Below are 13,064 nucleotides of genomic sequence, written 5' to 3' on the forward strand. Positions count from 1 at the left end.
ACAGAACGCGCTCGGTAGTAGTCGTCTTTCCAGCATCAACGTGCGCGGCAATGCCGATATTTCTGTATAGCTCCAATGGTGTAGACACGACTTACCTCTCTCTTAATTCCATCTAAAATGAGCGAAGGCTTGGTTAGCTTTGGCCATCTTATGAGTATCTTCACGTTTTTTACAGCTGACCCTTTACTTTCAAATGCATCCATCAATTCGCCAGCCAGACGCAACATCATACCTTTTTCACCGCGTGAACGCGCTGCCTGAACAATCCAACGCATACCTAAAGCAATGCTTCTATCGGTGCGAACTTCAACCGGAACCTGGTAAGTTGCTCCACCAACACGTCGTGAACGAACTTCAACGCTGGGTCGAACATTGTCAAGGGCTTGCTCAAAATAGTGTAAAACACCAGTGGCGCTGCCAGTACTACCTTGCTCGCCGCTTTCATCATCACTTTTCTTGGTCTTCTTAACACGATCGCTCAACAATTCTAATGCGCCATAAATAATTTTCTCAGCAGTTGATTTTTTACCGCTAATCATCAGCACATTAATAAACTTCGCAAGCAATTCACTGTGATGCTTTGGATCAGGCAAAATCTCGCGCTTGGGGACTTCTCTTCTTCTTGGCATTTCTAGCTTCCTAAAATCAGATTATTTCTTATCTTTCGGTTTTTTGGTTCCGTATTTAGAACGACCTTGTTTACGGTCATTAACACCGGAAGTATCCAAACTACCCCGTACAGTGTGATAACGCACACCTGGTAAGTCCTTAACACGACCACCACGGATTAGTACTACAGAGTGCTCCTGTAAATTGTGGCCTTCACCACCGATGTATGAAGACACCTCAAAACCATTTGTCAAACGAACACGAGCAACCTTACGCATAGCTGAGTTAGGCTTTTTAGGTGTTGTAGTGTAAACGCGTGTACATACACCTCGTCGTTGCGGACAGGATTCCAATGCGGGAACGTTAGATTTCCTCTTGGCGTCCACGCGAGGCTTTCTTACTAACTGATTAATAGTAGCCATTTATTCTTAACTCCGAACTTTCAATTTGTATTTATTTCGAGTGCATAAGGAGGCCGGATTCTATATAGGTCCAGCAGGTTTGTCAAGTTCAAACCTACTGGTAATAGATCAGCATTATTCATCATGACTGTCTGCATTAAGTGCCTCACTTAATGCATGTTCCACATCACTAGCAGTCACCATATGCGCATTATGCTCAGTACCTGCAGCAGCGGCCTTCGCGCGTTTCGCTTTTCGTCCTTGGTGGTACGCATAGCCGGTTCCTGCTGGAATTAGGCGACCTACCATCACGTTCTCTTTCAAACCGCGCAAATCATCAATTTTCCCACTTACAGCCGCTTCCGTCAGAACACGAGTTGTTTCTTGGAATGACGCAGCGGAAATGAATGATTCAGTTGCCAAAGAGGCCTTGGTAATACCAAGTAATATTGGTGTACCTTGAGCCACTTGTTTTCCTTCTGCAGCGAGCTTGTCATTTTCTTGTAACATTACACTCTCTTCGATTTGCTCACCGACCAGGAATTTTGAATCACCAGCAGATGTAATAATACGTTTGCGTAACATCTGCCGAACGATCGTTTCAATGTGCTTGTCGTTAATCTTCACACCTTGTAAGCGGTATACGTCTTGTACTTCGTTGACAATGTAATTCGCCAAAGCACCAACACCAAGCAAACGTAAAATATCGTGCGGGTTAAGCGGTCCATCGGCTATTACTTCACCACGCTCAACATGTTCACCCTCAAAGACCGAAATATGACGCCATTTAGGAATGAGTTCTTCATGTGAATGCTGTTCCGACGCAGTTATTATCAACCGTCTCTTACCTTTGGTTTCCTTACCAAAATTCACTAATCCAGACGTTTCAGCCATCACAGCAGCATCTTTTGGCTTTCTTGCTTCAAACAAGTCAGCTACGCGTGGTAGACCCCCGGTAATATCACGGGTCTTAGAACGCTCTTGTGGAATACGTGCAATAACATCCCCAATACCTACTGTGCCGCCATCTTCGAAATTAATAATCGCATCTACTGGCAAGTAATACTGTGCAGGAACATTCGTACCAGCCAAATAGATATCATCACCATCATCAGATACGAGTTTAACCATTGGACGTAAATCCCGGCCTGCAGCCGTGCGTTGCTTGGCATCCGTTACTACGATATTACTCAAACCAGTTAATTCATCGGTTTGGCGATTCATCGTTAACCCCTCGATAAGATCGACAAATTTCAGACGACCGCTTACTTCAGAGATAACGGGGTGAGTATGTGGATCCCAGGTAGCAATAACCTGCCCAGCTTCTACCGCCATGTTGTCATGTACAGTTAGAACCGCACCATAAGGAAGTTTATAACGCTCTCTCTCACGACCAAAGTCATCTACAATAGAGACCTCACCTGAGCGTGAAACAGCAACAAGGTTGCTATTTTCATGTGTTACAGTTTTGATGTTATGCAGACGAATCACACCTTTATTCTTAATTTGAATATTGTTTGCCGCAGTTGCTCTTGATGCTGCTCCCCCAATATGGAAAGTACGCATCGTTAACTGAGTTCCTGGCTCCCCAATGGATTGGGCAGCAATAATACCCACAGCTTCACCAGTATTTACTAGATGACCACGAGCTAAGTCACGGCCATAACATTTAGCGCAGAGACCAAAGCGGGTATCACAGGTAATAGGCGAACGGACTGTAACCTGATCAACACCAAATTTCTCAAGTTCCTCAACCCAATCTTCATCCAACAGTGTACCTGTAGTAACAACTGGCTCATCCTGGTTAGGAACGTAAACATCTTTAGCGACAACCCGACCTAGTACTCGTTCATGTAGCGGCTCAACAATGTCACCACCCTCAATCAGCGGCTGCATCAAGATACCATTTTCTGTACCGCAATCATCCTCAGTAATAACTACGTCCTGCGCCACATCAACTAAGCGGCGAGTGAGATAACCTGAGTTTGCTGTTTTTAACGCTGTATCGGCTAGACCCTTACGCGCTCCGTGTGTAGAAATAAAATACTGGAATACGTTCAGACCTTCACGGAAGTTAGCTGTAATTGGTGTCTCAATAATCGAGCCATCTGGCGCAGCCATCAATCCCCGCATTCCAGCAAGCTGTCTGATCTGAGCAGCAGATCCTCTAGCGCCAGAATCAGCCATCATAAAGATTGGGTTAAAGGATTCTTGGCGTAACGTTTTACCAGTACGGTCAACGACTTCTTCCGTAGCAATCTTAGCCATCATCGACTTGGCCACCATTTCGTTGGTTCGTGACCATATATCGATTACTTTGTTATAGCGCTCGCCATTGGTAACGAGACCTGAACGGAACTGGGATTCAATCTCGCGAACTTCATTGTCAGCCTGTTCAATGATCGCAGCTTTATCATCTGGAATTTCCATATCTTCGATACCGATTGAAGCACCGGCACGAGTAGCATATTTAAATCCAGTGTACATAAGTTGGTCAGCAAAGATAACTGTTTCTTTCAAACCAAATTTACGGTAGCAACTGTCTACAACCTTAGTAATGGCTTTTTTGGTCATCGCCCTATTAATCTGGGCAAAAGGCATTCCCTTAGGCAGAATATCAGCAAGAATGGCACGCCCGACGGTCGTCTCTACCAAGTGGAAACCATTTTCACCATCCTCGCGCGGCATTCTAATTTTTACCTTCGCATGGATATCTACGTAACCTGCTTCATAAAAGTTCTGAGCTTCTTGAGCGCTTACAAAGATCTTGCCTTCACCAAGTGCATTAATACGCTCACGTGTCAGATAGTAAAGTCCCAATACCACGTCCTGACTAGGTACGATGATCGGCTCACCACTCGCTGGCGACAAAATATTATTTGTCGACATCATCAACGAACGTGCTTCCAACTGTGCCTCTATAGTCAGAGGCACGTGCACAGCCATCTGGTCCCCGTCAAAGTCAGCGTTATATGCTGTACAGACTAGAGGGTGCAATTGGATGGCTTTCCCTTCGATTAATACAGGTTCAAATGCCTGAATACCAAGTCGGTGCAGCGTTGGCGCACGGTTGAGTAGAATGGGATGCTCACGAATAACATCATCGAGAATATCCCAAACTACAGGCTCTTCTCTTTCAACCATTTTCTTAGCAGCTTTAATCGTTGTTGCTAAACCTCTAAACTCAAGTTTGCTAAAAATAAATGGTTTGAATAATTCCAGGGCCATTTTCTTTGGCAATCCACATTGATGCAAACGTAAAGTCGGTCCCACAACAATTACAGAACGGCCAGAATAATCAACGCGTTTTCCAAGAAGATTTTGGCGGAAACGGCCTTGCTTACCTTTAATCATATCCGCAAGAGATTTCAGTGGACGCTTATTCGTACCAGTAATCGCACGACCACGACGACCATTATCAAGCAAGGCGTCAACTGATTCTTGCAACATCCGCTTTTCATTTCGAACAATAATATCAGGCGCGCTTAAATCAAGAAGTCTCTTTAAGCGGTTATTACGGTTGATAACCCGACGATAAAGATCATTTAAGTCTGACGTAGCGAAACGTCCACCATCTAATGGTACAAGCGGGCGTAGATCTGGAGGAAGCACTGGCAACACATCCATGATCATCCACTCAGGTTTATTTCCTGACTCATAAAATGCTTCGAGCAACTTCAATCGTTTGGTGATCTTCTTAATCTTCGTTTCCGAATTCGTTGTCGGCAATTCTTCGCGTAAAGATTTAATTTCTTCTTCTAAATCAATTTGACGCAGTAAATCACGAATTGCTTCAGCGCCCATGCGCGCATCAAATTCATCACCATATTGTTCCATCGCGTCAAGATAAACTTCGTCATTAAGTAATTGACCACGCTCTAATTCCGTCATACCAGGATCAACAACGACGAATGCTTCAAAATAGAGAACTCGCTCTATATCACGCAGTGTCATATCAAGCAAAAGACCAATACGGGATGGTAGTGATTTGAGGAACCATATGTGGGCCACTGGACTGGCTAATTCAATATGCCCCATACGCTCACGCCGTACTTTTGCAAGTGCGAGTTCAACGCCACATTTTTCACAGATAACACCACGATGCTTGAGACGCTTATATTTACCGCATAAACATTCATAGTCTTTTACTGGACCAAAGGTTTTCGCGCAAAATAATCCATCACGCTCGGGTTTGAACGTCCGGTAGTTAATAGTCTCTGGTTTTTTCACCTCACCATAAGACCATGAGCGAATTAAATCAGGCGAAGCCAGCGCAATTTTAATTGCGTCAAATTCTTCACTTTGCCCCTGCTGTTTGAGGATACCAAGCAAGTCACTCATTACAGGTGGTTTTCTCATCGGGTCTAGAGTAGCCAAGTCTATGCCTCCAAAAATTAATTAGTCAGAATTATTCAGGGAACGATTAGTCGTGATCCAATTCGATATCAATACCCAATGCTCTTATTTCCTTCAGTAATACATTGAAAGACTCAGGCATGCCAGGATCCATTCGATGATCACCATCAACTATGTTTTTAATATCTTAGTCCTTCCACCGACATCATCCGATTTAACTGTTAACATCTCTTGCAACGTATAAGCGGCACCATAAGCCTCTAAGGCCCACACTTCCATCTCCCCAAATCGTTGACCACCAAATTGCGCCTTTCCACCAAGAGGTTGCTGGGTTACCAGACTATACGACCCCGTAGAGCGAGCATGCATTTTGTCATCAACTAAATGGTTAAGCTTGAGCATGTACATATAACCAACGGTTACTGGATTATCAAATTGCTTACCAGTTCTTCCGTCAAACAATATTGTCTTACCATCAGCACGTAAACCGGCTAATTCGAGCATAGATTTAATTTCTGCCTCGCTTGCTCCATCAAATACTGGCGTTGCCATAGGAACACCATCTCTCAGATTATCTGCCAACAGCATCAATTCGCTATCATTCAGACTATCGAGATGTACACGCTCCTGTTCATCATGATTATATATTTTGCCTAAATAATCTCTGATTTCACCCGTAGGACTTTGACTATCCAATAGTGCAGCAATTCTATGGCCAAGCCCTTTAGCAGCTAAACCAAGATGGGTTTCCAATACCTGACCGATGTTCATACGCGAAGGTACCCCTAATGGATTTAGTACGATATCTACAGCCGTACCATCTTCCATATAAGGCATATCTTCTACAGGAACAACAATTGAAATAACCCCTTTGTTTCCGTGTCGTCCAGCCATCTTGTCGCCAGGCTGAATACGACGCTTAACAGCGAGGTAGACTTTAACGATCTTCAATACGCCAGGAGCTAAATCATCACCCTGAATTATTTTTTACGACTATCGTTGAAGCGTTTTTCCATTTCCTTGCTTAGTAATTCTAATTGCTTAGAAAGTTGTTCTAATTGCTGGCTTACAACATCATCATCAACATGAATATCAAACCATTTTTCCCGGTCGATTTTTTCTAAATGTGCTGCAGTAATTTTAGTGCCCGCTTTTATAGAACCTGGTCCACCAGTTGCAGACTTATTCAATAGCAAGCTGTTTACACGATGATAAATATCTTCTTCACGGATACGGCGCTCATCGATCAAATCTTTGCGAACTCGTGCTAGATGCTCCTCTTCAATACTTTTGGCGCGCTCATCTTTTTCAAGACCATCGCGTGTAAAGACCTGAACATCAATTACTGTTCCATTCATTCCTGAAGGAACGCGTAGAGAAGAATCTTTCACATCAGACGCTTTCTCACCGAAAATAGCACGTAGTAATTTTTCCTCTGGTGTAAGTTGTGTTTCACCTTTCGGTGTTACCTTACCAACCAAAATATCGCCAGCACTAACCTCAGCGCCGATATAGACAACACCAGACTGGTCCAGGTTAGCCAAAGCTGACTCGCCAACATTTGGAATATCCGCTGTAATTTCTTCAGTGCCTAGTTTGGTATCCCTGGCAATACAAGTTAATTCTTCGATGTGGATTGTTGTAAATCTATCTTCTTGTACAATCCGTTCCGAAATTAGGATAGAGTCCTCGAAGTTATAACCATTCCAAGGCATGAAAGCGACTAACAAATTTTGTCCTAGCGCAAGTTCACCCATGTCAGTACATGGACCATCAGCTAGTACATCACCTCGTTGGATACGATCGCCAGCAGAAACAATCGGTCTTTGATTGATACAGGTATCCTGATTTGAACGGAAGTACTTCGTCAGGTTATAGATATCAACACCAGCTTCACCTGCTGTTGTTTCATCATCATTGACACGGACAACAATACGCGAAGCATCCACTAAATCAATGATACCACCGCGTTTTGCAACAACGGACACACCTGAGTCGGAGGCAACGGTACGCTCCATGCCAGTTCCTACCAACGGTTTTTCAGAACGTAACGTTGGTACCGCCTGACGTTGCATGTTTGATCCCATCAAGGCTCGGTTAGCATCATCATGCTCCAAGAAAGGAATCAGTGATGCAGCCACAGAAACGATTTGCTTAGGTGACACATCCATATAGTTAATCTTATCTGGAGTTGTCAATGAAAACTCGTTTTGATGCCGACAAGGAACAAGATCAGCCAGGATTTTACCCTTTGCATCCACTTCAACGCTTGATTGTGCAATATACTGATCTACCTCTTCAATCGCTGAGAGATATTCGATTTCATCAGTAACATGACCGTCGACAACTTTTCGGCAAGGGGTCTCAATAAAGCCATACTCATTTGTGCGGGCATAAACAGACAAAGAGTTAATTAAACCAATGTTTGGTCCTTCAGGCGTCTCAATCGGGCAAACACGACCATAATGTGTTGTATGAACGTCACGCACCTCAAAGCCAGCACGTTCACGCGTTAAACCGCCTGGGCCAAGAGCCGAAACACGGCGTTTATGAGTAACACCTGACAGCGGGTTAACTTGATCCATAAACTGCGACAACTGACTAGAACCAAAAATTCTTTGATCGCTGCAGAGACTGGCTTAGCATTAATCAGATCTTGCGGCATCAGATTCTCTGATTCAACGAGACTCAACCGCTCTTTGACAGCACGTTCTACGCGGACTAAACCGACACGGAACTGGTTTTCCGCCATTTCGCCAACACTACGCACACGGCGGTTACCAAGGTGGTCAATATCATCAACCATACCAATACCGTTACGAATATCGATAAGGGTCTTGATAACAGCAAGAATGTCTTCTTTAGTTAAAGTACTAGGGCCAGTATCTTCTTTTCGACCTACACGTCGGTTAAATTTCATACGACCAACCGCTGATAAATCATAGCGATCTTCAGCAAAGAAAAGATTTTTGAATAACGCTTCTGCGGCTTCCTTGGTAGGAGGCTCTCCTGGACGCATCATTCTATAGATTTCAACCAAAGCCTCAAGCTGGCTAGTGGTAGGATCTATCTTCAAAGTATCAGAAATATATGAACCATGATCTAGATCATTGGTATAGATCATTTCGAGATTGAGAATTCCTTGCTCAGCAAGCTGATCCAGTAATTCAGCAGTTACCTCATCATTAGCCTGAGCAAGCACTTCACCAGTTTCTGTATTAACAACATGCTTTGCCAGAATTTTGCCAATCAAATAATCTCTTGGAACAACCAGATCTTGCATGTTGCTCTTTTCCATCTGCTTAATGTGTCGAGCAGTGATACGTCGACCTAACTCTACGATCAACTCACCAGTTTCTGGAACAACAATGTCGAAGGAAGCAATTTCACCACGAAGTCTGGCAGGAATTAAATTAATATGGAATTCACCATTTCTTAGTTGGCAATAAGTAGACTCAAAAAACTCACTCAATATATCTTCTGTTTCATAACCCAAAGCGCGCAATAAAATAGTTACAGGTAACTTGCGTCGTCTATCAATTCGTACAAAAACGCAGTCTTTAGGATCTAATTCAAAATCCAACCATGAACCACGATAAGGTATAGTACGCGCAGAATATAACAACTTTCCGGAAGAGTGTGTCTTACCTTTATCATGCTCAAATATAACACCAGGCGAACGATGTAATTGAGATACAACAACTCGTTCAGTACCATTAACAACAAAAGTACCTACATCTGTCATCAGGGGTATTTCACCCATAAAAACATCTTGTTCACGAATATCTTTAATTGGCTTAGGCTCGCCCGCAGCATCTTTATCCAGGACAACGAGTCGTATTTTTACCCGAAGAGGCGCTGAATAAGTTAATCCACGCAGTTTACATTCTTTTACGTCAAACGCCGGTTCGCCTAATTTGTAGCTCACGTATTCTAGACGAGCATTGCCGGAGAAGCTTTCAATAGGAAATACTGACGAGAACGCAGCGTGCAGGCCAGTCTCTTGCTGCACACTGCCGGAGTCAGTTTGTAAAAAATCACTATAAGACTTTAGCTGGATCTCAAGCAAATTAGGAATTTTCATCTTATCTGCTTGCCTACCAAAGCTCTTGCGAAATCGTTTTTTCTCAGCATGCGAATATTGAGGTTTAGCTTTTGCAATTGCCATGGTGGTTCCTCTGTAAATTATTGATGTCATCAAACACACAAACCCAGCCATGTAACCATGGCCGGGTTTTTATACTTATAAACAACGGTATTACTTAACGTCGACAGACGCGCCAGCTTCTTCAAGTTTCTTTTTAATGTCAGCGGCTTCGTCTTTAGATACACCTTCTTTAATAGTTGAAGGAGCACCTTCTACTAGATCTTTAGCTTCTTTCAAGCCCAAACCAGTAATTTCACGTACTGCCTTAATAACGCCTACTTTGTTAGCACCAAAACTTGACATTACAACATCAAATTCAGTCTTTTCTTCAGCAGCAGCGCCAGCGCCAGCAGCTGGTGCGGCAACAGCAACAGCAGCGGCAGCAGCAGATACGTTGAATTTCTTCTCCATTGCTTCGATAAGTTCTACCACTTCCATTACAGACATTTTAGAAATTGTTTCAAGAATGTCGTTTTGAGATACAGCCATTTCTAGCTCCTAAGTTAAAATATTAAAAGATTATGTGGTCTATTATTTTGTGTCTTTAACAGCTGCAACCGTTCTAACCAATTTGGCATGCGGGGCTGCAAGTGTACGCACAAACTTCTCAACAGGTGCTTTCATCACATACAGCAACTTGGCTAACGCCTCATCACGTGTTGGCAAGCTAGCAACCGCATCAAGCTGATCGGCTTCATAAACCTTACCACTCACTGCTAATGCTTTGATTTCAAGCTTATCAAATGTTTTAACGAAATCCTTCAGCATTCTTGCAGCATCGCTTGGTGCTTCAAGTGACAATGCAATAAACAGAGGACCTACCAACTTATCACTCAAACAAGCAAATTCGGTTTTTTCAAACGCTCTGCGCGCGAGTGTATTGGGCACTACTCGCATGTAAACACCAGCTTTGCGTGCTCCGCTACGGAGTTGGGTCATTTGATTTACTGTTAAACCACGATAATCAGCAACGACTGCCGAAATAGCTTTAGAAGCAACGACAGTTACTTCTTCAACAACAGCTTTCTTTGCAGCTAATGTTAACGTCACGTTACTGACCTCCTAAGTTGTGCAAATCCTTTGGATTTGACAGTTATGGTGGCCGTCTCGGAGAATTCCAGAGCCGGTTCACCGTCTGCGCAGGAAATTAAGCCTGAGGCACCTGCGGTCTTCGACGGCATCGAACCATGTCTATGCCGTGAAAGCGGTTTAAAGGGCCATATATGTTACACGGGTATTGTAGCAATATCAATAGGCAAACCCGGCCCCATTGTAGTAGAAAATGATATTTTCTTAAAATACACACCTTTTGAGGAAGCTGGCTTCGCTTTGCGCAGATCTGCCATCAATGCAGAAATGTTAACTAACAAATCCTCAGCACTAAAATCTGCTTTACCAACCGAACAGTGGATAATACCATTCTTATCAGTTCGATAGCGAACTTGACCTGATTTCGCATCATTAACTGCTGCTTCCACATTCATTGTTACTGTACCAACCTTTGGATTTGGCATTAAGCCGCGTGGTCCAAGAATTTGTCCAAGTTGACCTACAATGCGCATTGCATCAGGCGTTGCAATAACAACATCAAAATTCATTTCGCCGGCTTTAATTTGATCTGCAAGATCTTCAAACCCAACTATATCAGCACCAGCATTTTTTGCCTTAGTGGCATTGTCGCCCTGGGCAAACACCGCCACACGGACAGTTTTCCCTGTTCCCTTGGGCAGATTAGTTGATGAACGAACGACTTGATCAGATTTACGTGGGTCAACACCAAGGTTAATACTCACATCAACACTTTCTTTAAATTTACTACTAGAAAATTCCTTCAATACTTCAATTGCTTCAACTGCATCATAAAGATGACTTATCTTAATTTTTTCACGAATTTTTTGCTGTTTTTTACTTAACTTAGCCATGGTAACCCCTTATTCAACACCTTCAACCTCAATACCCATGCTGCGCGCAGTTCCTGCAATAGTGCGTACTGCTGCGTCCAAACTTCCCGCTGTAAGATCAGGCTCTTTTGTTTTAGCGATCTCTTCAAGTTGAGCGCGGTTAAGTTTAGCAACTTTCTTGGTATTGGGAGTTCCACTTCCACTCTGTATACCCGCAGCCTTTTTAAGCAAAACAGAAGCTGGAGGGGTCTTAGTGATAAAGGTAAAGCTGCGATCACTATATACAGTAATCACTACAGGCGTCGGCAAGCCCTGTTCCATACTTTGTGTTGCAGCATTAAAAGCCTTACAGAATTCCATGATGTTTACACCACGTTGTCCTAAAGCTGGACCAACAGGTGGGCTTGGGTTAGCCTTACCAGCTGGAATTTGTAATTTTATATATGCTTCTACTTTTTTAGCCATCATTACTCCTCATGGGTATAACGTCAGTTCATAATTGCTCTTCAAACATCAAGGGCAAATATTAATTTGACTCCCCGGTTAACATACAGACAATTTAACTCTTTTCTACTTGACTGAACTCAAGTTCGACTGGTGTAGAACGGCCAAATATGAGCACCGCTACTCGCAGTCTACTTTTCTCATAATTCACTTCTTCTACAACACCATTGAAATCAACAAACGGTCCATCCTTCACTCGAACCACTTCACCTGGCTCGAACAGAATCTTCGGTTTAGGTTTAGTTACACCATCTTCCACACGTTGTAGAATTGCACGAGCTTCTTTATCAGAGATAGGAGTTGGCGTTTGACTGGTTCCACCAATAAAACCCAAGACACGTGGAATTGCACGGATCATATGCCAGGTTTCATCATCCATAACCATATTCACCAACACATAGCCGGGAAAAAATTTACGAGTGCTTTTTCTTTTTTGGCCCGCACGCATTTCAACAACTTCTTCAGATGGAACGACTACTTCACCTATTCTATCTTGTAGGTTGTGGTGTTCTGCGCGCGATTTAATTTCACGCATAACAAAATTTTCATGTCCTGAATAGGCATGAACCACATACCACTGTTTAGTTTTTTGCTCTTCCACCGTATTATCAACCCAAGTGTGTTAATTTAGCGATTACCCACATCATGCCAGAATCAATACCCCACAGAATGAATCCCGTGACTGCAACCATGATCATAACAATTGATGTAGTTTGTACGGTTTCCTGACGTGACGGCCAGACTACCTTTTGCAACTCTATCTTTGCGTCTTTTGCAAATTCAAAGACCTCTTTACCTTTAGATGTAAAAAAGGCTAACAATCCTGTTAAAACAAACCAACCAAGCCAGATAATGATCTTTATGGGATCTGAAAAATTAAAGTAATAGGTACCCAAAAAGGCTAAAATTGCGATTAGCCCGATACTAAACCACAACATAATTTCTTTAAAGTTCATATTGGAACCATTCGTATTTTTCATAATCATCTAGTAGTTGGCAGGCCAGGAGGGAATCGAACCCCCAACCTGCGGTTTTGGAGACCGCCGCTCTGCCAATTGAGCTACTGGCCTATCTTACATATTGGTGTGAAACTCCTAAGTTTCACACCATCAATCACTTACTCAATGATTTTTGCGACTACACCGG

9 protein-coding genes, 1 tRNA gene and 2 pseudogenes are annotated in these 13,064 nt (G+C 43.1%); all 12 read right to left on the reverse strand.

All coding sequences use genetic code 11. From position 1 onward, the window contains the following. Nucleotides 1–88: GTP-binding protein (locus tag BN58_RS38040; RefSeq protein WP_408605507.1), on the reverse strand; the 88-nt coding region annotated here is incomplete at its 3' end. 14 nt (nt 89–102) lie between these two features. After that, a pseudogene (rpsG, locus tag BN58_RS17370) lies at nt 103–629 on the reverse strand (30S ribosomal protein S7). A gap of 21 nt (nt 630–650) precedes the next feature. Then, nucleotides 651–1,031 carry a 30S ribosomal protein S12 gene (gene rpsL / locus BN58_RS17375; protein WP_019217926.1) on the reverse strand — a complete coding sequence of 127 codons (381 nt, stop codon included), beginning with the start codon at nt 1,029–1,031 and terminating at the stop codon, nt 651–653. Between the two features lie 114 nt (nt 1,032–1,145). Continuing rightward, complete coding sequence (gene rpoC / locus BN58_RS17380) at nt 1,146–5,351, reverse strand: DNA-directed RNA polymerase subunit beta' (protein WP_040916735.1); 4,206 nt, start codon at nt 5,349–5,351, stop codon at nt 1,146–1,148. Between the two features lie 82 nt (nt 5,352–5,433). After that, nucleotides 5,434–9,534: pseudogene (rpoB, locus tag BN58_RS26730) on the reverse strand (DNA-directed RNA polymerase subunit beta). Between the two features lie 90 nt (nt 9,535–9,624). Next, nucleotides 9,625–10,002, reverse strand: a complete 378-nt coding sequence (gene rplL / locus BN58_RS17390; RefSeq protein WP_019217930.1) for a 50S ribosomal protein L7/L12 — start codon at nt 10,000–10,002, stop codon at nt 9,625–9,627. 42 nt (nt 10,003–10,044) lie between these two features. Further along, complete coding sequence (rplJ, locus tag BN58_RS17395) at nt 10,045–10,563, reverse strand: 50S ribosomal protein L10 (protein WP_019217931.1); 519 nt, start codon at nt 10,561–10,563, stop codon at nt 10,045–10,047. Between the two features lie 176 nt (nt 10,564–10,739). Further along, nucleotides 10,740–11,435, reverse strand: a complete 696-nt coding sequence (gene rplA / locus BN58_RS17400) for a 50S ribosomal protein L1 (protein ID WP_019217932.1) — start codon at nt 11,433–11,435, stop codon at nt 10,740–10,742. A 9-nt stretch (nt 11,436–11,444) separates the two neighbouring features. After that, complete coding sequence (gene rplK, locus BN58_RS17405; protein ID WP_019217933.1) at nt 11,445–11,879, reverse strand: 50S ribosomal protein L11; 435 nt, start codon at nt 11,877–11,879, stop codon at nt 11,445–11,447. Between the two features lie 94 nt (nt 11,880–11,973). Continuing rightward, on the reverse strand, nt 11,974–12,519 hold the full coding sequence (gene nusG / locus BN58_RS17410) for a transcription termination/antitermination protein NusG (protein WP_019217934.1): 546 nt from the start codon (nt 12,517–12,519) through the stop codon (nt 11,974–11,976). Between the two features lie 7 nt (nt 12,520–12,526). Beyond that, a complete protein-coding gene (gene secE / locus BN58_RS17415; RefSeq protein WP_026069573.1) occupies nt 12,527–12,898 on the reverse strand; it encodes a preprotein translocase subunit SecE in 372 nt (123 codons plus the stop codon). 14 nt (nt 12,899–12,912) lie between these two features. Continuing rightward, nucleotides 12,913–12,988, reverse strand: a tRNA-Trp gene (locus BN58_RS17420). Nucleotides 12,989–13,064: the final 76 nt, after the last annotated feature.

The sequence above is a fragment of the Legionella tunisiensis genome, assembly GCF_000308315.1.
GTDB lineage: Bacteria > Pseudomonadota > Gammaproteobacteria > Legionellales > Legionellaceae > Tatlockia > Tatlockia tunisiensis.

What these genes read in the sequence shown, in the direction of transcription:
- rpsL (WP_019217926.1), bottom strand. Translation starts at nt 1,031, where the DNA reads ATGGCTACTATTAATCAGTTAGTAAGAAAGCCTCGCGTGGACGCCAAG.
- rplA (WP_019217932.1), bottom strand. Translation starts at nt 11,435, where the DNA reads ATGGCTAAGTTAAGTAAAAAACAGCAAAAAATTCGTGAAAAAATTAAG.
- secE (WP_026069573.1), bottom strand. Translation starts at nt 12,898, where the DNA reads ATGAAAAATACGAATGGTTCCAATATGAACTTTAAAGAAATTATGTTG.
- rpoC (WP_040916735.1), bottom strand. Translation starts at nt 5,351, where the DNA reads ATGAGTGACTTGCTTGGTATCCTCAAACAGCAGGGGCAAAGTGAAGAA.
- rplK (WP_019217933.1), bottom strand. Translation starts at nt 11,879, where the DNA reads ATGGCTAAAAAAGTAGAAGCATATATAAAATTACAAATTCCAGCTGGT.
- rplL (WP_019217930.1), bottom strand. Translation starts at nt 10,002, where the DNA reads ATGGCTGTATCTCAAAACGACATTCTTGAAACAATTTCTAAAATGTCT.